The sequence below is a fragment of the Nocardioides sp. Root1257 genome, from assembly GCF_001425175.1.
In the GTDB taxonomy this organism is placed as follows: Bacteria; Actinomycetota; Actinomycetes; order Propionibacteriales; family Nocardioidaceae; genus Nocardioides.
The window spans coordinates 486,655-507,114 of the sequence record NZ_LMDV01000008.1; the positions used below are offsets into that span (position 1 = coordinate 486,655).

35 protein-coding genes are annotated in these 20,460 nt (G+C 67.9%); 31 read left to right on the top strand and 4 right to left on the bottom strand.

Annotation, left to right across the window (positions count from 1 at the left end; all coding sequences use genetic code 11):
• Positions 1 to 24: 24 nt before the first annotated feature.
• Positions 25 to 528 carry a carboxymuconolactone decarboxylase family protein gene (locus ASC77_RS10440; protein WP_056151889.1) on the bottom strand — a complete coding sequence of 168 codons (504 nt, stop codon included), beginning with the start codon at positions 526 to 528 and terminating at the stop codon, positions 25 to 27.
• The gene (locus ASC77_RS10445) at positions 525 to 1,655 is read right to left on the bottom strand and encodes a dihydrodipicolinate reductase (RefSeq protein ID WP_056151892.1); all 1,131 of its coding nucleotides are present in this window, start codon (positions 1,653 to 1,655) and stop codon (positions 525 to 527) included. Before ASC77_RS10445 ends, ASC77_RS10440 begins: the two co-directional genes overlap by 4 nt.
• A gap of 478 nt (positions 1,656 to 2,133) precedes the next feature.
• On the opposite strand from ASC77_RS10445, the gene rpsJ reads away from it, so the two are divergent.
• From rpsJ to ASC77_RS10575, 26 genes are all read left to right on the top strand, one after another.
• Positions 2,134 to 2,442, top strand: a complete 309-nt coding sequence (rpsJ, locus tag ASC77_RS10450) for a 30S ribosomal protein S10 (protein ID WP_008360994.1) — start codon at positions 2,134 to 2,136, stop codon at positions 2,440 to 2,442.
• A 10-nt stretch (positions 2,443 to 2,452) separates the two neighbouring features.
• Positions 2,453 to 3,112 carry a 50S ribosomal protein L3 gene (rplC, locus tag ASC77_RS10455; RefSeq protein WP_056151896.1) on the top strand — a complete coding sequence of 220 codons (660 nt, stop codon included), beginning with the start codon at positions 2,453 to 2,455 and terminating at the stop codon, positions 3,110 to 3,112.
• On the top strand, positions 3,109 to 3,816 hold the full coding sequence (gene rplD / locus ASC77_RS10460) for a 50S ribosomal protein L4 (RefSeq protein ID WP_414813181.1): 708 nt from the start codon (positions 3,109 to 3,111) through the stop codon (positions 3,814 to 3,816). Before rplC ends, rplD begins: the two co-directional genes overlap by 4 nt.
• Positions 3,813 to 4,118 carry a 50S ribosomal protein L23 gene (gene rplW, locus ASC77_RS10465; RefSeq protein ID WP_056151898.1) on the top strand — a complete coding sequence of 102 codons (306 nt, stop codon included), beginning with the start codon at positions 3,813 to 3,815 and terminating at the stop codon, positions 4,116 to 4,118. Before rplD ends, rplW begins: the two co-directional genes overlap by 4 nt.
• Positions 4,119 to 4,146: 28 nt before the next feature.
• Positions 4,147 to 4,983, top strand: a complete 837-nt coding sequence (gene rplB / locus ASC77_RS10470) for a 50S ribosomal protein L2 (protein ID WP_056151903.1) — start codon at positions 4,147 to 4,149, stop codon at positions 4,981 to 4,983.
• Positions 4,984 to 4,988: 5 nt separating this feature from the next.
• Entirely contained in the window at positions 4,989 to 5,270 is a 282-nt protein-coding gene (gene rpsS / locus ASC77_RS10475; protein WP_056151906.1) for a 30S ribosomal protein S19, read from the top strand.
• Positions 5,267 to 5,707: a 50S ribosomal protein L22 gene (rplV, locus tag ASC77_RS10480; RefSeq protein WP_082574625.1), complete on the top strand. Its 441-nt coding sequence runs from the start codon at positions 5,267 to 5,269 to the stop codon at positions 5,705 to 5,707. Before rpsS ends, rplV begins: the two co-directional genes overlap by 4 nt.
• The gene (gene rpsC, locus ASC77_RS10485; RefSeq protein ID WP_056151909.1) at positions 5,707 to 6,546 is read left to right on the top strand and encodes a 30S ribosomal protein S3; all 840 of its coding nucleotides are present in this window, start codon (positions 5,707 to 5,709) and stop codon (positions 6,544 to 6,546) included. The genes rplV and rpsC overlap by 1 nt, the downstream gene beginning before the upstream one ends.
• A 3-nt stretch (positions 6,547 to 6,549) precedes the next feature.
• Positions 6,550 to 6,969 (top strand): 50S ribosomal protein L16, encoded by a 420-nt coding sequence (rplP, locus tag ASC77_RS10490; protein WP_056151911.1) that lies wholly within the window; start codon positions 6,550 to 6,552, stop codon positions 6,967 to 6,969.
• The gene (gene rpmC, locus ASC77_RS10495; protein ID WP_056151915.1) at positions 6,969 to 7,214 is read left to right on the top strand and encodes a 50S ribosomal protein L29; all 246 of its coding nucleotides are present in this window, start codon (positions 6,969 to 6,971) and stop codon (positions 7,212 to 7,214) included. Before rplP ends, rpmC begins: the two co-directional genes overlap by 1 nt.
• The gene (rpsQ, locus tag ASC77_RS10500) at positions 7,211 to 7,480 is read left to right on the top strand and encodes a 30S ribosomal protein S17 (RefSeq protein WP_056151918.1); all 270 of its coding nucleotides are present in this window, start codon (positions 7,211 to 7,213) and stop codon (positions 7,478 to 7,480) included. The genes rpmC and rpsQ overlap by 4 nt, the downstream gene beginning before the upstream one ends.
• Positions 7,481 to 7,548: 68 nt before the next feature.
• Positions 7,549 to 7,917 carry a 50S ribosomal protein L14 gene (rplN, locus tag ASC77_RS10505; RefSeq protein WP_056151920.1) on the top strand — a complete coding sequence of 123 codons (369 nt, stop codon included), beginning with the start codon at positions 7,549 to 7,551 and terminating at the stop codon, positions 7,915 to 7,917.
• Between the two features lie 18 nt (positions 7,918 to 7,935).
• Complete coding sequence (gene rplX, locus ASC77_RS10510; protein ID WP_156391085.1) at positions 7,936 to 8,286, top strand: 50S ribosomal protein L24; 351 nt, start codon at positions 7,936 to 7,938, stop codon at positions 8,284 to 8,286.
• Positions 8,286 to 8,876 carry a 50S ribosomal protein L5 gene (gene rplE / locus ASC77_RS10515; protein ID WP_056151926.1) on the top strand — a complete coding sequence of 197 codons (591 nt, stop codon included), beginning with the start codon at positions 8,286 to 8,288 and terminating at the stop codon, positions 8,874 to 8,876. The genes rplX and rplE overlap by 1 nt, the downstream gene beginning before the upstream one ends.
• 1 nt (position 8,877) lies before the next feature.
• A complete protein-coding gene (locus ASC77_RS10520; RefSeq protein WP_056151931.1) occupies positions 8,878 to 9,063 on the top strand; it encodes a type Z 30S ribosomal protein S14 in 186 nt (61 codons plus the stop codon).
• Positions 9,064 to 9,132: 69 nt separating this feature from the next.
• Positions 9,133 to 9,540, top strand: coding sequence for a 30S ribosomal protein S8 (rpsH, locus tag ASC77_RS10525; protein ID WP_056151934.1), 408 nt, complete (start codon positions 9,133 to 9,135; stop codon positions 9,538 to 9,540).
• A gap of 29 nt (positions 9,541 to 9,569) precedes the next feature.
• A complete protein-coding gene (gene rplF / locus ASC77_RS10530) occupies positions 9,570 to 10,109 on the top strand; it encodes a 50S ribosomal protein L6 (RefSeq protein WP_056151937.1) in 540 nt (179 codons plus the stop codon).
• Between the two features lie 2 nt (positions 10,110 to 10,111).
• Positions 10,112 to 10,495 carry a 50S ribosomal protein L18 gene (gene rplR, locus ASC77_RS10535; protein WP_056151939.1) on the top strand — a complete coding sequence of 128 codons (384 nt, stop codon included), beginning with the start codon at positions 10,112 to 10,114 and terminating at the stop codon, positions 10,493 to 10,495.
• A 37-nt stretch (positions 10,496 to 10,532) separates the two neighbouring features.
• Complete coding sequence (rpsE, locus tag ASC77_RS10540; RefSeq protein WP_056151942.1) at positions 10,533 to 11,153, top strand: 30S ribosomal protein S5; 621 nt, start codon at positions 10,533 to 10,535, stop codon at positions 11,151 to 11,153.
• A complete protein-coding gene (gene rpmD, locus ASC77_RS10545) occupies positions 11,153 to 11,335 on the top strand; it encodes a 50S ribosomal protein L30 (RefSeq protein WP_028644811.1) in 183 nt (60 codons plus the stop codon). Before rpsE ends, rpmD begins: the two co-directional genes overlap by 1 nt.
• Before the next feature lies 1 nt (position 11,336).
• On the top strand, positions 11,337 to 11,777 hold the full coding sequence (gene rplO / locus ASC77_RS10550; RefSeq protein WP_056151945.1) for a 50S ribosomal protein L15: 441 nt from the start codon (positions 11,337 to 11,339) through the stop codon (positions 11,775 to 11,777).
• A 165-nt stretch (positions 11,778 to 11,942) separates the two neighbouring features.
• A complete protein-coding gene (gene secY, locus ASC77_RS10555) occupies positions 11,943 to 13,247 on the top strand; it encodes a preprotein translocase subunit SecY (protein ID WP_056151948.1) in 1,305 nt (434 codons plus the stop codon).
• Entirely contained in the window at positions 13,247 to 13,822 is a 576-nt protein-coding gene (locus ASC77_RS10560; RefSeq protein WP_056151951.1) for an adenylate kinase, read from the top strand. The genes secY and ASC77_RS10560 overlap by 1 nt, the downstream gene beginning before the upstream one ends.
• Before the next feature lie 16 nt (positions 13,823 to 13,838).
• Positions 13,839 to 14,657: a type I methionyl aminopeptidase gene (gene map / locus ASC77_RS10565; protein WP_056151953.1), complete on the top strand. Its 819-nt coding sequence runs from the start codon at positions 13,839 to 13,841 to the stop codon at positions 14,655 to 14,657.
• A gap of 146 nt (positions 14,658 to 14,803) precedes the next feature.
• Positions 14,804 to 15,799: a TerC family protein gene (locus ASC77_RS10570; protein ID WP_056151956.1), complete on the top strand. Its 996-nt coding sequence runs from the start codon at positions 14,804 to 14,806 to the stop codon at positions 15,797 to 15,799.
• A gap of 29 nt (positions 15,800 to 15,828) precedes the next feature.
• A complete protein-coding gene (locus ASC77_RS10575; RefSeq protein WP_056151959.1) occupies positions 15,829 to 16,875 on the top strand; it encodes an LLM class flavin-dependent oxidoreductase in 1,047 nt (348 codons plus the stop codon).
• Between the two features lie 6 nt (positions 16,876 to 16,881).
• On the opposite strand, the gene ASC77_RS10580 is transcribed toward ASC77_RS10575, so the two are convergent.
• Positions 16,882 to 17,628 carry a hypothetical protein gene (locus ASC77_RS10580; protein ID WP_056151962.1) on the bottom strand — a complete coding sequence of 249 codons (747 nt, stop codon included), beginning with the start codon at positions 17,626 to 17,628 and terminating at the stop codon, positions 16,882 to 16,884.
• Positions 17,625 to 18,140, bottom strand: a complete 516-nt coding sequence (locus tag ASC77_RS10585; RefSeq protein ID WP_056151967.1) for an RNA polymerase sigma factor — start codon at positions 18,138 to 18,140, stop codon at positions 17,625 to 17,627. Before ASC77_RS10585 ends, ASC77_RS10580 begins: the two co-directional genes overlap by 4 nt.
• Positions 18,141 to 18,449: 309 nt before the next feature.
• On the opposite strand from ASC77_RS10585, the gene infA reads away from it, so the two are divergent.
• The 5 genes from infA to rpsD all read left to right on the top strand — a co-directional run bounded on the left by infA (position 18,450) and on the right by rpsD (position 20,453).
• A complete protein-coding gene (infA, locus tag ASC77_RS10590; RefSeq protein WP_026145687.1) occupies positions 18,450 to 18,671 on the top strand; it encodes a translation initiation factor IF-1 in 222 nt (73 codons plus the stop codon).
• Between the two features lie 27 nt (positions 18,672 to 18,698).
• Positions 18,699 to 18,812 carry a 50S ribosomal protein L36 gene (gene rpmJ, locus ASC77_RS10595; RefSeq protein WP_028644817.1) on the top strand — a complete coding sequence of 38 codons (114 nt, stop codon included), beginning with the start codon at positions 18,699 to 18,701 and terminating at the stop codon, positions 18,810 to 18,812.
• Between the two features lie 154 nt (positions 18,813 to 18,966).
• Positions 18,967 to 19,341 (top strand): 30S ribosomal protein S13, encoded by a 375-nt coding sequence (gene rpsM, locus ASC77_RS10600; RefSeq protein ID WP_056151969.1) that lies wholly within the window; start codon positions 18,967 to 18,969, stop codon positions 19,339 to 19,341.
• A gap of 65 nt (positions 19,342 to 19,406) precedes the next feature.
• Positions 19,407 to 19,814, top strand: coding sequence for a 30S ribosomal protein S11 (rpsK, locus tag ASC77_RS10605; protein ID WP_028644819.1), 408 nt, complete (start codon positions 19,407 to 19,409; stop codon positions 19,812 to 19,814).
• A 30-nt stretch (positions 19,815 to 19,844) separates the two neighbouring features.
• On the top strand, positions 19,845 to 20,453 hold the full coding sequence (rpsD, locus tag ASC77_RS10610; RefSeq protein WP_056151972.1) for a 30S ribosomal protein S4: 609 nt from the start codon (positions 19,845 to 19,847) through the stop codon (positions 20,451 to 20,453).
• The last annotated feature ends 7 nt before the right edge of the window (positions 20,454 to 20,460 follow it).

The window sequence follows — 20,460 nt, forward strand, 5'->3', positions numbered from 1 at the left end:
ACATCCTGTCAGGGCCGCCGGGGATCAGTGCCCCGTCTGCTGCGGCACGGCGTGGCTGGGCAGCACGCACGCGGCGTCCAGGCCGAGCACGTGGTTGAGCCGGCCGAACGCCAGCCACGAGCCGAGGCACATGGAGATCTCGACGATCTCCCGGTCGGAGTAGTGCTGCTTCATCCGGGTCCAGAAGCCGTCGTCGAGCCCGTGGTGGTCGAGCGCGTACCGCTCGGCGTACTCCGCGGCCAGGCGGGTGCGGTCGTCGAAGCTCGGCGTCGTGCGCCACGCGGTCACCGCGTCGGCGAAGGTGTCCTCGACCGTCGCCCCGTCCCGCTCGGTGCGCCAGTCCTGGCAGAAGAGGCAGCCGTTGATCTGCGCGATCCGCAGCCGGGCGGCCTCGAACTCCCGCAGGCCGAGGGTGGTGTGCTCGTAGACGCTGCCCGCGAACTTCGAGGCGGCGATGCCGATGCCGGGCACCATCTCCCCCCACACGTACATGATCGGGTCCTTGTCCTCGGGCAGGTCGATGATCACGGTGTGCTCCTTCCGATGCGGCCGTGCGCGGGGGTGAGAGGTACGTCGAGCCCGCCGTACAGGCCGGGCTCGGCGGCGGTCAGCCACGGGATGGCGTTGACCAGGCGGTTGGCGGCCGTGGCGTTGCCGCCCGCGGCCCGGTTGTCGCCCTCGTCGGTGGCCTCCAGGCTCACCTCGATCCGGGGACGACCCTCGATCACGACCCGGTGCGCGCCGGCGCCGCCGTCGGGAGGCAGTGGCCAGTCCGGGGCGCAGGCGGGGGAGATGCGGGTGACGTGCTCGACCACGATGCGGGGCACGCCGTCGACGACGCCCTGGACCTCGAAGCGCAGCGCGCCCTGCGTGCCCGCCTCGAAGGTCCCCATCGCGTTCGTGACGTCGGTGTCCAGGGGACGGCGCTCGAGCGTCTCGCGGATCTCGTCCAGCTCGACCCCCAGCGCGCGGGCGATCATCCGCACCTGGCCGCCCCAGACCATCGTCGGCACGCCGGGCGACACCATGGGCGGCTCGTAGTCCATCGGCTGGCCCATGCCGACCAGCAGCCGCACGGAGTCCGGCTGGTCGTACGTCGAGTAGTCGAAGATCTCCTGGCAGCGCACCTCGTCGATCGTGCCGGCGACGCCGGAGATCAGGGCGGGCAGCACGTCGTTGCCCCAGCCGGGGTCGACCCCGCTCGCGAAGAGGGCGCTGGCCCCCTCCTTCGCGGCGTCGAGCAGCGGCCCGGTGAGCTCCGGCGGCGCGCTGCGGTGGTCGTAGAGGGCGTAGAGCGCCGGCGTCACGACCACGGCGCCGCGCCGCAGGCAGCGCTGGACGTCGGCGGCCGCGGCATCGGGCCGGATGTCGCCGGACGCCGTGTAGGCGACGGCACCGGCACCGCCGAGTGTGGCCAGGGCCGCCTCGACGTCGGTCGTCGCGGCCACCCCGAGGGCCCGGTCGAGCCCCGCCAGCTCACCCGCGTCGCGACCGACCTTCGCGGGGGAGGAGACGACGACGGCGGCGAGCTCGAGCTCGGGGTGCGCGTCGATCGAGCGGATCGCCGCGCGGCCCATGTTGCCGGTTCCCCAGACGGCCACGGGTACCCTGGCGCCGACGCGGGCGGCCGGGTAGAACGTGTTCTCGTCCTGCATGTGGGGACGATAGCCGAACTGGTCGGGTTTCGAGACGCGTCGCGAGCCCCGCGCTGGCGCGCGTGCCTCGCCGACGCTCCTCAACCTCCCCGGCTGAGCGCGGTCTCCTCGCAGGCTCGGAGTCCCCGGCCGGTGAATTTGGCGTGGTGGGAGATCTCTGTCAAGATAGTTCGGTTGCTTCGGTGGGTTGCCGGGGTGCACCGCACATCTTGACTTCTGAATCGCGTCTCTAGGACTTGTTCAGTGCTTGGCGTGTGTGGCCGCACCGAACCTGGAGACCCGATCTGCCTGACGAACCGTCGGGCGCCACCAACACCAAGTGCGAGATCCCGGTCTCGTGTTGTGCTCACCAGCACGACACGCCCGACCGCGGGGGTCGGAGCAGGCGGGGTGGACAGCAGCAGGGAGGGGCCGACTCAAGCCGGAGGACGCCTCGGAACACGCACGCGGTACAGATCGAGAAGGACGAGAGAGACCTATGGCGGGACAGAAGATCCGCATCAGGCTCAAGGCCTATGACCACGAGGTGATCGACACCTCGGCGCGCAAGATCGTGGACACGGTCACCCGTACGGGTGCCAAGGTCGCCGGCCCGGTGCCGCTGCCGACCGAGAAGAACGTGTACTGCGTCATCCGCTCGCCCCACAAGTACAAGGACTCCCGCGAGCACTTCGAGATGCGCACCCACAAGCGCCTCATCGACATCATCGACCCCACCCCGAAGACGGTTGACTCGCTGATGCGTCTCGACCTGCCCGCCGGTGTGGACATCGAGATCAAGCTCTGAGGTCGAGGACATGACTTTCGAACGCAATGTGAAGGGGCTGCTGGGCACCAAGCTCGGCATGACCCAGGTCTGGGACGAGAACAACAAGGTCGTCCCCGTGACCGTCATCGACGCCGGCGCCAACGTGGTGACCCTCGTCCGCACGCCCACCGTCGACGGCTACAACGCCGTCCAGGTCGGCTACGGCGAGATCGAGGGCCGCAAGGTGAACAAGCCGCAGGCCGGCCAGTTCACCAAGGCGGGCACCACCCCCCGCCGTCACATCGTCGAGATCCGCACCGCCCTCGCGACCGACTACACGGTCGGCCAGGAGCTGCCCGTCGACACCTTCGCCGCCGGCGAGGAGATCGACGTGACCGGCACCAGCAAGGGCAAGGGTTTCGCGGGTGTCATGAAGCTGCACGGCTTCCACGGCGTCTCCGCGTCCCACGGCGCGCACCGCAACCACCGCAAGCCCGGCTCGATCGGCGCCTGCGCGACCCCCGGTCGCGTCTTCAAGGGCACCCGTATGGCCGGCCGGATGGGTTCCGACACCGTGACCACGCAGAACATCACCGTCCACGCCGTCGACGTCGAGAAGGGCCTGATCCTCCTCAAGGGTGCCGTCCCCGGCCCCCGGGGTGGGCTCGTCGTCCTCCGCACGGCCGCCAAGAAGTCGCAGGAGGTCTGAGCATGCCGAACACTGACAAGACGGCCACTGAGAAGCCCGCGGCGAAGAAGACTGCCGCGAAGAAGACCACTGCGAAGAAGGCCGCCGCGCCCAAGAAGGCCAGCGTCGACCTGCCCGCCGAGATCTTCGACGTCGAGGTCAACATCCCGCTGATCCACCAGGTCGTCGTCGCCCAGCAGGCCGCGGCCCGCCAGGGCACGCACTCGACCAAGCGTCGCGGCGAGGTCCGCGGCGGTGGCCGCAAGCCCTACAAGCAGAAGGGCACCGGTCGCGCCCGTCAGGGCTCGACCCGCGCGCCGCAGTTCGCCGGCGGTGGCATCGTCCACGGCCCGAAGCCGCGTGACTACGACCAGCGCACCCCCAAGAAGATGAAGGCCGCCGCCCTGCGTGGCGCCCTCTCCGACCGGGCCCGCAACGACCGCGTCCACGTCGTCGACTCGCTGGTGAGCACCGAGGCCCCGTCGACCAAGGCGGCCATCGCCGCGCTGGCGACCCTCTCGGAGCGCGTCAACTTCCTGGTCGTGCTCGAGCGCACCGACTCGGTCACCTGGCTCTCGCTGCGCAACGCGCCCGAGGTGCACATCGTGGCGGTCGACCAGCTCAACACGTACGACGTGCTGGCCTCCGACGACGTCGTCTTCACCCAGGGTGCTTTCGACGCGCTGGTCAACGGCGGCAAGACCACTGAGGAGGATGCCAAGTGAGCACCCTGCACAAGGACCACCGCGACGTCCTGCTCGCGCCGGTCGTGTCCGAGAAGAGCTACTCGCTCCTCGACGCGAACAAGTACACCTTCCTGGTGCACCCGGACGCGAACAAGACCGAGATCAAGATCGCGGTCGAGAAGATTTTCAACGTCAAGGTGACCGCGGTCAACACGCTGAACCGCCCCGGCAAGACGCGGCGTACCCGCAACGGCCTGGGCAAGCGCAAGGACACGAAGCGGGCGATCGTCAGCCTCGCCGAGGGCGACCGGATCGACATCTTCGGAGGCCCGGTCTCCTGACCGGCGCGGACTAGAGGACTGAAGACACATGGCTATCCGTAAGTACAAGCCGACCACCCCGGGCCGTCGCGGCTCGTCGGTCGCCGACTTCGTCGAGATCACCCGGACCACTCCGGAGAAGTCGCTGACGCGTCCGCTGCCCAAGAAGGGCGGCCGCAACAACCAGGGCCGGATCACCACCCGGCACCAGGGTGGCGGTCACAAGCGTGCCTACCGCGTCATCGACTTCCGTCGCTACGACAAGGACGGCGTGCCGGCCAAGGTCGCGCACATCGAGTACGACCCGAACCGCACCGCGCGCATCGCGCTGCTGCACTACGCCGACGGCGAGAAGCGCTACATCATCGCGCCGAAGGACCTGACGCAGGGCACGCCGGTCGAGTCGGGTCCCAACGCCGACATCAAGCCGGGCAACAACCTGCCGCTGCGCAACATCCCCGTCGGTACGACGATCCACTGCGTGGAGCTGCGTCCCGGTGGCGGTGCCAAGATGGCTCGCTCCGCTGGCAACAGCGCCCAGCTGGTCGCCCGCGAGGGCTCGCGCGCCACGCTGCGTCTGCCCTCGGGCGAGATGCGGTTCGTCGACGTGCGCTGCCGCGCCACCATCGGTGAGGTCGGCAACGCCGAGCAGTCGAACATCAACTGGGGCAAGGCCGGCCGGATGCGCTGGAAGGGCAAGCGCCCGACCGTTCGCGGTGTCGTCATGAACCCGGTCGACCACCCGCACGGTGGTGGCGAGGGCAAGACCTCCGGTGGCCGTCACCCGGTCTCCCCGTGGGGCAAGCCCGAGGGCCGTACGCGCAAGCGCAAGGCCTCTGACTCCCAGATCATCCGTCGCCGCAAGTCCGGCAAGGGTAGGAAGTAACTGAGATGCCTCGCAGCCTGAAGAAGGGCCCCTTCATCGACGACCACCTTCAGAAGAAGGTCGACGCCGAGAACGCCAAGGGCTCACACAACGTCATCAAGACGTGGTCGCGCCGTTCCATGATCATCCCGGACATGATCGGTCACACGATCGCGGTCCACGACGGTCGCAAGCACGTCCCGGTCTTCGTGACCGACGCGATGGTCGGCCACAAGCTCGGGGAGTTCGCTCCCACCCGCACCTACCGCGGGCACGTCAAGGAAGACCGGAAGGGGCGTCGTCGATGAGCACCACCGAGCGTCAGCGCACCAGCGCCCGCCGCGACTCGCTGCTCGGCGACCAGCCCGGAGCCTTCGCGAGCGCCCGCTTCGTGCGGATCACGCCGATGAAGGCCCGCCGTGTCGTCGACATGGTCCGGGGCATGTCGGTCGAGGAGGCTCGCCCGCTGCTGCAGTTCGCGCCGCAGGCCGCCGCCGAGACCGTCCTGAAGGTGCTGAACAGCGCCGTCGCGAATGCTGAGACCACCGAGGGCCTCGCCACGAACGACCTGGTCGTCTCCGTGGCGCAGGTCGACGAGGGTCCGACGATGAAGCGGTGGCGTCCGCGTGCGCAGGGTCGTGCGACCCGGATCAACAAGCGCACCAGCCACATCACGCTGGTCGTCCAGCCGGCCGACGTCGTCGCTGCGGCGAAGACGGCCCCCAAGAAGAGGAAGAGTGCCTGATGGGCCAGAAGATCAACCCGAACGGCTTCCGCTTGGGCATCTCGACGGACCACAAGAGCCGTTGGTACGCCGACAAGCTCTACAAGTCGTACGTCGGCGAGGACGTCGCCATCCGCAAGCTGCTCTCCAAGGGCATGGAGCGGGCCGGCATCGCCAAGGTCGAGATCGAGCGCACCCGTGACCGCGTCCGCGTGGACATCCACACGGCCCGTCCGGGCATCGTCATCGGTCGCCGTGGCGCCGAGGCCGACCGCATCCGCGGCGAGCTCGAGAAGCTCACCGGCAAGCAGGTGCAGCTGAACATCCTCGAGGTCAAGAACCCCGAGATCGACGCGCAGCTGGTCGCCCAGGGCGTCGCCGAGCAGCTCACCGGTCGCGTGCAGTTCCGTCGCGCCATGCGCAAGGCCATGCAGACCTCGATGCGGTCCGGTGCCAAGGGCATCCGGATCCAGTGCTCCGGCCGCCTCAACGGCGCCGAGATGTCGCGCACCGAGTTCTACCGCGAGGGTCGCGTCCCGCTGCACACGCTGCGTGCCGACATCGACTACGGCTTCTACGAGGCCAAGACCACCTTCGGCCGCATCGGCGTGAAGGTCTGGATCTACAAGGGCGAGGTCGCCGGCACCCGTGCCGAGCGTCAGGCCCAGGCCGCCGCCCGCGCCGGTGTCCCCGGTCGCAGTGGTCGCCCGCAGCGTGACGGTGCCCGCGGTGGCGAGCGCCCGACCCGCGGCACCCGGTCCGACCGCCCGACGCGTGCGGACCGCGGCGACGCCGCTCCCGCCGCCGAGGCTCCGGCCGAGGCCGCGGCCCCCGCCGCTGAGACCCCGAAGGAGGCCTGAGCCATGTTGATGCCCCGTCGTGTCAAGCACCGCAAGCAGCACCACCCCAAGCGGACGGGTGCGGCCAAGGGTGGCACGAAGCTCGCCTTCGGCGACTTCGGCATCCAGGCGGTCGAGGGTCACTACGTGACGAACCGGCAGATCGAGTCGGCCCGTATCGCGATGACCCGCCACATCAAGCGTGGCGGCAAGGTCTGGATCAACATCTACCCGGACCGCCCGCTGACCAAGAAGCCTGCCGAGACCCGCATGGGCTCCGGCAAGGGTTCCCCGGAATGGTGGATCGCCAACGTGAAGCCCGGCCGTGTCATGTTCGAACTCTCCGGCGTCGACGAGACGGTTGCCCGCGAGGCCATGCGCCGCGCGATGCACAAGCTCCCGATGAAGTGCCGGTTCGTCTCCCGTGAGGCAGGTGAATTCTGATGGCAGTCAAGTCTCACGAGCTCGACGACCTGAACGCTCTGGACCTCGAGTCCAAGCTGCGCGAAGCCAAGGAGGAGCTCTTCAACCTCCGTTTCCAGGCGGCCACCGGCCAGCTGGAGAGCCACGGCCGTCTGCGGACGGTCAAGAAGGACATCGCCCGGATCTACACCGTGGTGCGTGAGCGCGAGCTCGGCATCCGGCCGACCCCGGGTCAGGACAGCAGCAACGAGGATGGTGACGCATGAGCGAGCAGACCGCTGAGCGGAACGCCCGCAAGACCCGCGAGGGCCTGGTCGTCTCCGACAAGATGGACAAGACCGTGGTCGTGTCCGTCGAGGACCGCGTCAAGCACGCCATGTACGGCAAGGTCCTTCGCCGGACCAGCAAGTACAAGGCGCACGACGAGAACAACGAGTGCGGCATCGGCGACCGCGTGCTCCTCATGGAGACCCGCCCGCTGTCGGCCACCAAGCGCTGGCGCGTCGTCGAGATCCTCGAGAAGGCCAAGTAATCCACCCGTTCGGCCAGGCTCGTCGTCTCTGAGACGTCGAGAACCGGCACGACAACCAGGAGAAATCAATGATTCAGCAGGAGTCGCGACTCAAGGTCGCCGACAACACCGGTGCGAAGGAGATCCTCTGCATCCGTGTTCTCGGTGGCTCGGGTCGTCGCTACGCCGGCATCGGTGACGTCATTGTCGCCACCGTCAAGGACGCGATCCCCGGTGGCAACGTGAAGAAGGGCGACGTCGTCAAGGCCGTCGTCGTTCGCACGGTCAAGGAGCGTCGCCGCCCGGACGGTTCGTACATCCGCTTCGACGAGAACGCCGCCGTCATCCTCAAGACGGACGGCGAGCCGCGAGGCACCCGCATTTTCGGCCCCGTGGGCCGCGAGCTGCGCGAGAAGAAGTTCATGAAGATCATCTCGCTCGCACCGGAGGTGCTCTGACTCATGGGCAAGAACAGCGTGAACATCAGGAAGGGCGACACCGTCAAGGTGATCGCCGGCAAGGACAAGGGCGCCGAGGGCAAGGTCATCCAGGTGCTCCGTGAGGAGCAGCGGGTGATCGTCGAGGGTGTCAACCGCATCAAGCGGCACACCAAGGTCGTCAACCAGGGCGGCCGCGCCGGCACCACCGGCGGCATCATCACCGCCGAGGCCCCGATCCACATCTCGAACGTGATGCTCGTCGACGGCGACGGCGTGACCCGGATCGGCTTCCGCCGCGACGAGGTCACCAAGCGGCGTCCCGACGGCTCGACCTACCAGGCTGAGCGCAGCGTTCGCATCTCGCGCAAGACCGGTAAGGAAATCTGATGACCGAGACCATCAACGAGTCCGGCACCACCGCCTCCGCTGCGGTCACCCCGCGTCTGAAGACCCGCTACCGCGAGGAGATCCTCCCCGCGCTCAAGAGCGAGTTCGACATCGCGAACGTCATGCAGGTGCCCGGCCTGACCAAGATCGTGGTCAACATGGGTGTCGGCGAGGCCGCTCGCGACTCGAAGCTGATCGAGGGTGCCGTCAAGGACCTCACCGCGATCACCGGCCAGAAGCCGCTCGTGACCAAGGCTCGCAAGTCGATCGCGCAGTTCAAGCTGCGCGAGGGCATGCCGATCGGCGCGCACACCACGCTGCGCGGCGACCGGATGTGGGAGTTCCTGGACCGCCTGCTGTCGCTGGCGCTGCCCCGGATCCGTGACTTCCGCGGCCTGAACCCGAACCAGTTCGACGGTCGTGGCAACTACACCTTCGGTCTGACCGAGCAGGTCATGTTCCACGAGATCGACCAGGACCGGATCGACCGGTCGCGCGGTATGGACATCACCATCGTCACCACCGCCACCAACGACGAGCAGGGTCGCGCGCTGCTGAAGCAGCTCGGCTTCCCGTTCAAGGAGAACTGACATGGCGAAGACCGCTCTCAAGGTCAAGGCGGCCCGCAAGCCGAAGTTCGCGGTGCGTGGCTACACCCGCTGCCAGCGCTGCGGCCGGCCGAAGTCCGTCTACCGCAAGTTCGGCCTGTGCCGGATCTGCCTGCGGGAGATGGCCCACCGCGGCGAGCTCCCCGGCGTGACCAAGTCCTCCTGGTAATCACCTCTACACGTTGAAGGTCGCCCGACTGCTGGTCGGCGCGAAACCACGGCGAGAAAGAACCACATCATGACGATGACTGACCCGATCGCAGACATGCTCACTCGTCTGCGCAACGCCAACCAGGCGTACCACGACGCGGTTTCCATGCCGTACAGCAAGCTCAAGCAGGGTGTCGCCGACATCCTCAAGCAGGAGGGCTACATCACGTCGTACGACGTGGCGGAGCCCGCCGAGGGCGAGGTCGGCAAGACGCTGACCATCACGCTGAAGTACGGCCGCAACCGCGAGCGCTCCATCGCTGGCGTGCGCCGCATCAGCAAGCCCGGCCTGCGGGTCTACGCCAAGCACACGGGTCTCCCGAAGGTGCTCGGCGGCCTGGGCGTCGCGATCATCTCGACGAGCCAGGGCCTGCTGACCGACCGCCAGGCAAACCAGAAGGGCGTGGGTGGGGAAGTCCTCGCCTACGTCTGGTAACGACGAGACCGAGAAGGAGAACTAACAGCATGTCGCGTATTGGCAAGCTCCCCGTCGCGGTCCCGTCCGGTGTCGACATCGCGATCGACGGTCCGCTGGTGACGGTCAAGGGCCCCAAGGGCACCCTGTCCCACACCGTTGCGGCGCCGATCACGGTCGAGCAGGGCGAGGGCGTCCTCGACGTCAAGCGTCCCGACGACGAGCGTCAGAGCAAGGCTCTGCACGGCCTCACCCGGACCCTGGTCAACAACATGGTCGTGGGTGTGACCGAGGGCTACGAGAAGAAGCTCGAGATCGTGGGCGTGGGCTACCGCGTCCTGTCCAAGGGTCCGACCCAGCTGGAGTTCCAGCTCGGCTACTCGCACCCCATCACGTTCAACGCCCCCGAGGGCATCACCTTCACGGTGGAGGGCCCGACCAAGCTCGGTGTCCAGGGCATCGACAAGCAGCTGGTCGGCGAGGTCGCCGCCAACATCCGCAAGCTGCGCAAGCCGGAGCCCTACAAGGGCAAGGGCGTTCGCTACTCGGGTGAGCACATCCGCCGCAAGGTCGGAAAGGCTGGTAAGTGACCATGGCGATCTCGCTTTCGAACAACAAGCACACCGCAGCGCGCACGAAGTCGCGCCTGCGTCGCCAGGTCCGGGGACGCAAGAAGATCTCCGGCACCGCCGAGCGTCCGCGCCTGGTGGTCACCCGCTCGACGAAGCACATCACCGTCCAGGTCGTCGACGACCTGGTCGGCAAGACGCTGGCCTACGCCTCCACCATGGAGGCGGACCTGCGCGGCTTCGACGGCGACAAGACCGCGAAGGCCACGAAGGTCGGCGAGCTCGTCGCCGAGCGCGCCAAGTCGGCCGGCGTCGACTCGGTCGTCTTCGACCGGGCCGGCAACAAGTACCACGGTCGCATCGCGGCCCTGGCGGACGGCGCTCGCGCCGGCGGCCTGACCTTCTGATCGCGATAGATACGAAGTAGAGAGAAGAGGAAGTCTCATGAGCGGAGCCCAGCGCGGACAGCGTGGTGGCGGGCGCCAGGGGGGCCGTGACGACCGTCGCGGCGGCCAGGGTGCCGAGAAGACCGCCTACATCGAGCGCGTCGTCGCGATCAACCGTGTCGCCAAGGTCGTCAAGGGTGGTCGTCGCTTCAGCTTCACCGCCCTGGTGATCGTCGGTGACGGTGACGGTCTCGTCGGCGTCGGCTACGGCAAGGCCAAGGAAGTCCCGGCTGCGATCGCCAAGGGTGTCGAGGAGGCGAAGAAGAACTTCTTCCGCGTCCCCCGCATCCAGGGCACGATCCCGCACCCGGTCCAGGGCGAGAAGGCCGCAGGCGTCGTCATGCTGCGTCCGGCCGCTCCCGGTACCGGTGTGATCGCCGGTGGCCCCGTGCGCGCCGTGCTCGAGTGCGCCGGCATCCACGACATCCTGAGCAAGTCGCTCGGGTCGTCCAACCAGATCAACATCGTCCACGCGACGGTCGAGGCCCTGAAGATGCTGGAGCAGCCCGAGGCTGTCGCCGCTCGTCGTGGCCTGCCCGTCGAGCAGGTCACCCCGGCTGCGCTCCTCAAGGCGCGCGTCGAGGTCCCCGCGGGCGTCTCCGAGGAGGTGTCCCACTGATGGCTCAGCTCAAGGTCCAGCAGAAGCGGGGCACCGTCGGCATCAAGGCCAACCAGCGCGAGACCCTGCGCACGCTCGGTCTGAAGCGCATCGGCGATGTTGTCGTGAAGGAAGACCGCCCGGAGATCCGGGGCATGGTCAACACCGTTCGTCACCTCGTGACGGTTGAGGAGGTCGAGTGACATGACGCTCAAGCTGCACCACCTGCGTCCGGCTCCCGGCGCCAAGACCGCGAAGACCCGTGTGGGTCGCGGTGAGGGCTCGAAGGGTAAGACGGCCGGTCGCGGTACCAAGGGCACCAAGGCCCGCTACCAGGTTCCGGTCGCCTTCGAGGGTGGCCAGATGCCGATCCACATGCGGCTCCCGAAGCTCAAGGGCTTCAAGAACCCGTTCAAGGTGGAGTTCCAGGTCGTCAACCTCGACCGCATCAACGACCTCTTTCCCGAGGGCGGCACCATCGGTGTCGACGACCTCGTGGCGAAGGGTGCCGTGCGCGACGGCCACCCGGTCAAGGTCCTCGGCCAGGGCGACCTGACCGTGTCCGTCCAGGTGAGCGCCAACGCGTTCTCCGGTTCGGCCAAGGAGAAGATCGAGGCTGCTGGCGGCACCACCACCGTGGTGTGACTCCGGTTTGATCTGTACCAGCGCTCTGGGCGCGGCGGTCCTGTCGTACGGCAGGACCTCCGCGCCCGATGCGCATTCTGGCCCCTCGCGGTGGCCTGTTAGGCTTCACCGGGTCCTTGCGAGTGAGTCGCAGGGGCCGCTTCACGCTTGGAGAAAGAGGATCTCGTGCTGAGCGCGTTCGCGAACGCTTTCCGGACTCCGGACCTGCGGCGCAAGCTGCTGTTCGTCCTGTTGATCATCGTGATCTTCCGCCTCGGGTCGCAGATCCCGACCCCCGGCGTCGACGTGGCCAACGTCCGCACGTGTGTCGACATCGCCAAGGACGGCGACAGCGCCGGTCTCTACAACCTGGTGAACCTGTTCTCCGGCGGCGCACTGCTCCAGCTGACGATCTTCGCGCTGGGGATCATGCCGTACATCACGGCCAGCATCATCCTGCAGCTGCTCGTCGTGGTGATCCCACGGCTCGAGGCCCTCAAGAAGGAGGGGCAGTCGGGTCAGACCAAGATCACCCAGTACACGCGCTACCTCACCCTCGGCCTCGCCGTGCTCCAGGCGACCGGCATCGTGGCGCTGGCGCGCTCCGGCAACCTCCTCGCCGGCTGCAACGAGAACCTGCTGCACAGCGACAGCACCGCGACCTTCCTGGTCATGGTCGTGACCATGACCGCCGGCACCGCGGTCATCATGTGGCTCGGCGAGCTGATCACCGAGCACGGCATCGGCAACGGCATGTCGATCATGATCTTCACCCAGGTGGTCGCCGGCTTCCCGGCCTCGCTGTGGGCCGTCCAGCAGTCGAAGGGCTACTGGGTCCTCGGCGTGGTGCTGGCCATCGGCATGGTGATCATCGCCGCGGTCATCTACGTGGAGCAGGCCCAGCGCCGCATCCCCGTGCAGTACGCACGCCGGATGGTCGGCCGCAAGATGTTCGGCGGCAGCTCGACGTACATCCCGCTGAAGGTGAACCAGGCCGGCGTCATCCCGGTCATCTTCGCCTCGTCGCTGCTGTACCTGCCCGCGATGATCGTCCAGTTCAACCAGAACTCGAGCAGCTCGGTGCTGGACTGGATCAACGCCCACCTGGTGCGCGGTGACCACCCGCTCTACATGGCGCTGTTCTTCGCACTGATCGTCTTCTTCACGTACTTCTACGTCTCCATCACCTTCAACCCGCAAGAGGTGGCAGACAACATGAAGAAGTACGGCGGCTTCATCCCCGGGATCCGGGCGGGCAAGCCGACCGAGGAGTACCTCTCCTACGTCCTGTCCCGCATCACGCTGCCGGGTGCTCTGTACCTCGGCCTCGTCGCGCTCATCCCGCTGATCGCGTTCGCCCTGATCGATGCCAGCCAGAGCTTCCCGTTCGGCGGCACCAGCATCCTGATCATGGTCGGCGTCGCGCTCGACACGGTGAAGCAGATCGAGAGCCAGCTCCAGCAGCGCAACTACGAAGGATTCCTCCGCTAATGCGCTTGATCATCATGGGTCCACCCGGGGCAGGCAAGGGTACGCAGGCGAAGTTCATCGCCGAGCACTTCAAGATCCCGGCGGTCTCGACCGGCGACATCTTCCGTGCCAACGTCTCCGAGGGGACGGAGCTGGGCCTCGAGGCCAAGCGCTACATGGACGCGGGTGAGTACGTCCCGGACGAGGTCACCAACCACATGGTGCGCAACCGCATCGACGAGCCCGATGCAGTCTCCGGCTTCCTCCTCGACGGCTACCCGCGCACGCTCGCGCAGGTCGAGGAGCTCGACGGCATGATCCGGTTCTCCGGACACCAGCTCGACGCCGTCGTCTGCCTCACCGTCGACCAGGACGAGATCGTCGCGCGGCTGCTGCAGCGCGCGCAGGTCGAGGGCCGCGCCGACGACACCGAGGACGTCATCCGGCGGCGGCAGGAGGTCTACCTCGAGCAGACCGACCCGCTGATCGAGGTCTACCGCTCCCGCGGGATCGTGCACGAGATCGACGGTCTCGGTGAGGTCGCCGACGTGACCGCGCGGATCTTCGACGCTCTCGACGTGATTCCGGAAAGCTGACCGAGCGGAGTTCCTGATGGGCCTCCTCGACCGCGGCGTCGAGATCAAGACGCCCGAGCAGATCGACGCCATGCGTCGGGCCGGCCTCGTGGTCGGGCGCACGCTCGAGCTGCTGCGCGGCCACGTCCGCGCGGGCATCACGACCGCCGAGCTCGACGGGATCGCCGAGGACAGCATCCGCTCCGCCGGTGCGACGCCGTCGTTCCTCGGCTACCACGGCTTCCCGGCCACCATCTGCACCTCGGTCAACGACGAGGTCGTGCACGGCATCCCCGGTGAGCGGGTGCTCGCCGAGGGTGACCTGGTCTCGATCGACTGCGGTGCCATCGTCGACGGCTGGCACGGCGACTCGGCCATCACGGTGTCGGTCGGTCCGGTGCCGGCCGAGGTCGAGGCGCTGATGGCCGTCACCGAGCAGGCGATGTGGCGCGGCATCGCCGCCGCCCACCTGGGTGGGCGGGTCACCGACATCTCGCACGCCGTCGAGCAGCACGTGCGCGCCCAGGGCGGCTTCGGCATCGTCGAGGACTACACGGGGCACGGCATCGGCTCGGCGATGCACCAGCCGCCCGACGTCCCCAACTTCGGCCGCGCCGGCAAGGGGCCGCGTCTCGTGCCCGGCCTGGCGCTCGCCGTGGAGCCGATGATCACCCTGGGCACCCAGGAGACCGACCTGCTCGCCGACGACTGGACGGTCGTGTCGACGGACGGCAGCTGGGCCGCCCACTTCGAGCACACCTTCACGATCACCCCCGAGGGCACCTGGGTGCTCACCGCCCTCGACGGCGGGGAGCAGCAGCTGTCCGAGCTCGGCGTGAAGTTCGGCGGACGCTGAACCTGTGACAGGATGAGTCCCGCAGGGGGGAGTATTCCTTCGCTGCGGGTTCGTCAACACGAGTGAGAGCTCCGGGCCCGCAGGTCGTCCTGGACGGCGGGAGAGACCTCTGACGACTCGTCGTCCCCCAACTGCAGGAGCTGTCCGTGGAGATCTCCACCCTCGAATGGACCGTCACGATCGGCATCACCGTCGCGGTGCTGCTCTTCGACGTCATCGTCATCGCCCGTGACCCGCACGAACCGTCGTTCAAGGAGTGCGCGATCGCGCTCAGCGTCTACATCGGCGCGGCGGTGCTGTTCGGTGCGTGGATCTGGGCCTCGCACGGGCACGACATGGGCATCCAGTTCTACGCCGGCTGGCTGACGGAGTACTCGCTGTCGATCGACAACCTCTTCGTCTTCATCATCCTGATGGCGGCGTTGCGGGTGCCTCGCGAGTACCAGCAGGAGGCCCTGATGGTGGGCATCATCCTGGCGCTGATCTTCCGCGGCATCTTCATCGCGCTGGGCTACCAGCTGATCAACAACTTCAGCTGGATCTTCTACGTCTTCGGCGCCTTCCTCGTCTACACCGCGGTGACGCTGGTGAAGAGCTACCGCAGCCACGAGGACGAGCACCCGGAGAACAACCGGGTCGTGAAGTTCGCCCAGAGCCACCTCAACGTCGGTGACGAGTACCGCGGCCTGAAGCTCTGGTACCGCGAGAACGGCGCCCGGGTCATCTCGCCGATGCTGATCGTCATCGTGGCGCTGGGCACCACCGACCTGCTCTTCGCGCTCGACTCGATCCCGGCGATCTTCGGCATCACCCAGGAGCCGTACCTGGTCTTCACGGCCAACGTGTTCGCCCTGATGGGGCTGCGCCAGCTCTACTTCCTGCTGGGTGGCCTGCTCGAGCGGCTCGTCTACCTGTCGCTCGGCCTGGCCTTCATCCTGGCCTTCATCGGCGTGAAGCTGGTCCTGCACGCCATGCACGAGAACGAGCTCCCGTTCATCAACGACGGTGAGCCGCTCCACGTCCCGGACATCTCCTCCCTGTTCAGCCTCGGCGTCATCATCGTGACGCTCGTGGTGACCGGCGTGGCCAGCCTGATCAAGGACAAGAAGGACAACGAGCAGCAGGCGGCCGCCGCGGAATAGGTACCCGGGCGGAGGGGGTTGTCCTAGGGATGAGCGAACGACGTACGACCCTCTCCGTCCTGGACCTGGTGCCGGTCCGCAACGACCAGGCGACCGCCGACGCGCTGGCCTCGACACTGTCGCTGGCCCGCGTCGCCGACGACCTCGGCTACCAGCGCTACTGGCTGGCGGAGCACCACAACATGCCCGCCGTCGCGGCGACGAACCCACCGGTGCTGATCGGTCTCGTGGCCGGGGCCACCTCGCGGATCCGGGTCGGGTCGGGCGGCGTGATGCTCCCCAACCACGCGCCGCTGGTCGTCGCCGAGCAGTTCGCGCTCCTGGAGGCCGCGTTCCCGGGCCGGATCGACCTCGGCATCGGCCGGGCACCGGGCAGCGACCCCGTCACCAGCTACGCGCTGCGGCACGGGGCCGGCGGCGTCAGCGACGAGGCGGTCACCCACTTCCCCGAGTACGTCGACAACGTGCTCGCGATGATGGAGCCCGACGGCGTCGGGCTGTCCGTCCAGGGCCGCAGCTACCTCCTCAGGGCGACGCCGTCGGCGCGCTCGGTGCCGATGATCTGGCTGCTGGGATCCTCGGACTACTCGGCGCGGCTCGCGGCCGAGAAGGGGATGCCGTACGTCTTCGCGCACCACTTCTCCGGCCAGGGCACCGCCGAGGCGCTCGAGCTCTACCGGAGCACCTTCCGACCCTCGCCCGAGCTCTCCGAGCCGCGGACCTTCCTGACCGTCAACGCGTCCGTCGCACCCTCCGAGGAGGAGGCCCACCGGCTGGCCCTGCCCCAGCTCCAGGCGATGCTGAGCCTGCGCACCGGGGGAGAGCTGAAGCCGCAGCGGCTGGTCGAGGAGGCCGAGAAGGTCGAGCTCCCGCCGGCACACCTGGATCTGATGGACGCGATGGCCCAGCGGTGGGTCATCGGTGCCCCGGACAGTGCCCGCGCGCGGATCGACGAGCTCGCCGCCACGTACGGCGTCGACGAGGTGATGGTGCACCCGGTGGCGGGTGCCTACACCGGCACGGAGCCCGGCCGGAGCCCGGCGCGCGAGGAGACGCTGCGCCTGCTGGCCGGCTGAGCCGGATCAGGAAGGCGGCGCCAGCTCGCTGCGGAGCACGTGCCCCTCGGCGTCGAGGAACTCGAGCGTGACGTCGTCGCTGTCGCGGAACCCACGGAAGCCCTCGTCGTGGTAGGCCCACGGGTGGTCGTTGGTCCCCGGAAGTACGGCCGAGTAGAAGTGCGTGGCCGGGTCCACGGGAACGGTCAGCTCCACCGGTTCCCCGGTCCCGGCGAACTCCCCGGTGATCCGGACCTCGGCGGCGTCGTCGGCGTCCCCGACGATGATCGGGTAGAAGGTGGTCCTGGACTCGTTCTCCGCCCAAGCGATCATCTGCTGGTCGAACTCGTCGCCGTCGCTGCACATGCCGGCTCCGGTCCCGGTGATCTGCGAGCCGTCCCAGCGGTCGGTGTAGACCAGGCACTGCATGGCATCGGAGCCGCCGTGCCAGGCCGCGAACCGGCTCCCGTCCGGGAGCTGGAGATCGACGACCTGGGTCGGGTGCGGGCGGTCCGCCGGCGCCACCCCGGCGTCGTCCCCGAACTGGTCGGTGACCTGCGTGACCAGGTCGGGGACCCCGCCGGTCGCGTAGGCGACTCCGCAGACCCCGACCGTTGCCAACGCGACCGTCGCGGCAACTGCGCGCAACGACCGGCGGGTGGGCCGGCGGCGGGCCGACGCCCGGGCCAGCACATCGGCGCGGAGCTGCTCGGTGTGCGGTCGCCACTCCTCGGCATCGGGGGCGGTCTCACGCAGGAGCTCGTCGATGTTCATGCTCGGTTCCTCTCGGGCAAGCGGATCTCGGTCAGGTTGGCTGTGAGGCGAGCCCGGGCACGCATCAATCGGGCCCGGAAGGCTCGGGTGCTGCAGCCCGCGACCGCCGCGGCGGCGGCGTGGTCGAGCCCGTCCCAGGCCGTGAGCAGGAGCGCCTCGCGCTCGCGCTCCGACAGTGACTCCAGGGCGTCGAGCAGCGCGCGCCGTCGTACGGCGACCTCCTCGGCAGCAGGCTCGTTGTGGTGCGTGGACTCCGCGGCCAGCCGGGCGAGGTCGAGGTGCTTGCGGTCGGCCCGACGACGTCCGGCCACCACGTTGCGCGCGGTGACGATCAGCCAGCCGATGGCCGGCTCCGGTACGACGTCGATCCGGCGCCACGCCACGGCGAACGTCTCGGCGACGACGTCGTCGGCGTCCGCCGATCCGCAATGTCGCAGCGCGTACGCGTAGACTCGCGGTGCGCACTCGTCGTACATCGCCGCCAGCCGGTCCTGTGCCTCGATCTCCCTCACGTCAGGTAATGCCTCCGGGGAGCCTCGGTGCCACATCGTCGGGCAGATTCGTGTTTCGCGACCGTTTCCGACTAAACTGGCGTGTCGGCCCAACGTGGGTCTGCTTCGTGGTGCCTCGCGGCTGCCCGGGAGCCTGAGAACTCGCTCGAGAGAGCGGTTCGGTGGCGTGCCCGGGATTGAGGTTCCGGGAGCGGCTGCACGAGGTCCACCACCGCTTCCGAGCGGTGGAGGTTCGCGGGCCACCCGGTTCCGGCCCAGTCCGGCTCCGGTGCACCACGGTAGACAACCGATCGACAGATTGTGGAGGACATGCCGAAGAAAGAAGGCGTGATCGAGCTCGAGGGCACCATTACGGAAGCCCTGCCGAATGCCATGTTCCGCGTTGAGCTGAGCAATGGCCACAAGGTTCTCGCCCACATCAGCGGCAAGATGCGCCAGCACTACATCCGGATCCTCCCCGAGGACCGCGTGGTGGTGGAGCTCTCGCCGTACGACCTCACCCGAGGTCGGATCGTCTACCGCTACAAGTAGCCAGCCAACTCGAAAGGACCTCCCTCCGTGAAGGTCAAGCCCAGCGTCAAGGCGATCTGCGACAAGTGCAAGGTGATCCGTCGCCACGGCCGCGTCATGGTGATCTGCGAGAACCCGCGTCACAAGCAGCGCCAGGGCTGATTCCCAGCCCGCACAACTGAACAACCTCAAACGTGATCGCTTAGCCGTCGTACGACGGCGAATCACCTCCGGAGCAGAAGGCCGGAGCCCGTCCGACGAGGGCCGGGACGCGACACGACAGACACCTCTGTGGAACTGATAAGGAAACCGCCACATGGCACGCCTCGTTGGTGTTGATCTCCCGCGTGACAAGCGCATCGAGATCGCTCTCACCTACATCTACGGCATCGGCCGTACTCGCTCCCAGCAGCTGCTGGCGCTCACCGGGGTCGACCCGAACATGCGCGTCCACCAGATGGGTGACGAAGAGCTGGTCAAGCTCCGCGACGCGATCGAAGGCAACTTCAAGATCGAGGGTGACCTCCGTCGCGAGGTCCAGGCTGACATCCGTCGCAAGATCGAGATCGGCAGCTACCAGGGTCGCCGCCACCGTCAGGGCCTTCCGGTCCGCGGTCAGCGCACCAAGACCAACGCTCGTACCCGCAAGGGTCCGAAGCGCACGGTTGCCGGCAAGAAGAAGGCCAAGTGACCCCTCGCGCCTGCGCGAGTCACTGACCTCTCACACACAGACCAGCTACTTCAGGAGATAACTGCATGCCTCCCAAGAGCCGCACCGCGGCCGGCGCCAAGAAGGTGCGCCGCAAGGAGAAGAAGAACGTCGCCGTGGGCGAAGCCCACATCAAGAGCACGTTCAACAACACGATCGTCACGATCACCGACCCCACCGGGGCGGTCATCTCGTGGGCCTCGGCCGGCACCGTCGGCTTCAAGGGTTCCCGCAAGTCCACCCCGTTCGCTGCGCAGATGGCTGCTGAGGCCGCCGGTCGCCGGGCGATGGAGCACGGCATGAAGAAGATCGACGTCTTCGTCAAGGGTCCGGGTTCGGGCCGCGAGACGGCGATCCGGTCCCTGGGTGCGATCGGCCTCGAGGTCGGCACCATCCAGGACGTCACGCCCACGCCCCACAACGGCTGCCGCCCGCCCAAGCGTCGCCGCGTCTGATCTGCGACTGAGAACAGGAGACTTGTAGAAATGGCCCGTTACACCGGACCCATGACCCGGAAGTCCCGCCGTCTCGGCGTGGACCTCGTCGGTGGCGACTCGTCCTTCGAGCGCCGCCCCTACCCCCCCGGCCAGCACGGCCGCGCGCGCATCAAGGAGAGCGAGTACCGCTCGCAGCTCCAGGAGAAGCAGAAGGCTCGCTTCACCTACGGCGTGATGGAGCGTCAGTTCCACAACTACTACGTCGAGGCCTCGCGCCGCGCCGGCAAGACCGGCGACAACCTGCTCCAGCTGCTCGAGTGCCGTCTCGACAACGTCGTGTACCGCGCCGGCTTCGCCCGGACGCGTCGTCACGCGCGCCAGCTGGTCACGCACGGCCACTTCCTGGTGAACGGCAAGAAGGTCGACATCCCGTCCTTCCAGGTCACCGCCCACGACGTCATCGACGTGCGTGAGAAGTCGCTGGAGATGACCCCGTTCATCGTGGCTCGTGAGACCCACGGCGAGCGCGTCGTCCCCGCCTGGCTCGAGGCCATCCCGTCGCGGATGCGCGTTCTCGTGCACCAGGTCCCGGTCCGGGCGCAGATCGACCTCCCGGTCCAGGAGCAGCTCATCGTCGAGTACTACTCGAAGAAGTGACACCCGG